Source organism: Staphylococcus microti (genome assembly GCF_000934465.1).
Lineage (GTDB): Bacteria > Bacillota > Bacilli > Staphylococcales > Staphylococcaceae > Staphylococcus > Staphylococcus microti.
This window is the reverse complement of record NZ_JXWY01000051.1, coordinates 1-456: the sequence shown is the minus strand read 5'-3', so window position 1 is coordinate 456 and position 456 is coordinate 1. Positions and strand designations below refer to the sequence as shown.

The window sequence follows — 456 nt, the reverse complement described above, 5'->3', positions numbered from 1 at the left end:
GAAACTGTTGTTTATCAAAACGATTTGAATTTAGTTCCCTTGCGTAAATTCACAAGCACGGAAATTGATATTTTTTTTACGCTTTGTAATAAGTTAAAGGAAAAAGATATCAAAGAATTAACCCTTCCTTTTGAAGAGTTACGTCACTTAAGTAATTATTATCATCGTTCTCAAAAGAGATTTGTTAAGGATTTAGAAAATGTTTATGATAAGATGCTAGGTTTAACTTATACTGAGAGAAGTGGTTTATCATTTAAAAAATTTGTGTTATTTACAGGATATGAGGTTGATGTAGAATTAAGAGAATTAACTGTTAGTATTAATCCTAAATTAAAACATATTTTAAATGAAATCACTGCAGATTTTACTAAGTTTGAATTAAAAGAAATGACGCATCTTAAATCCACTTATTCGAAAAATATGTTTAGACTACTAAAACAATATAAACATACAGGG

1 protein-coding gene is annotated in these 456 nt (G+C 26.8%); it reads left to right on the top strand.

Annotation, left to right across the window (positions count from 1 at the left end; all coding sequences use genetic code 11):
- A partial coding sequence (locus tag TP70_RS08050) for a replication initiation protein (protein ID WP_156962269.1) occupies positions 1-456 on the top strand: 456 nt, incomplete at both ends.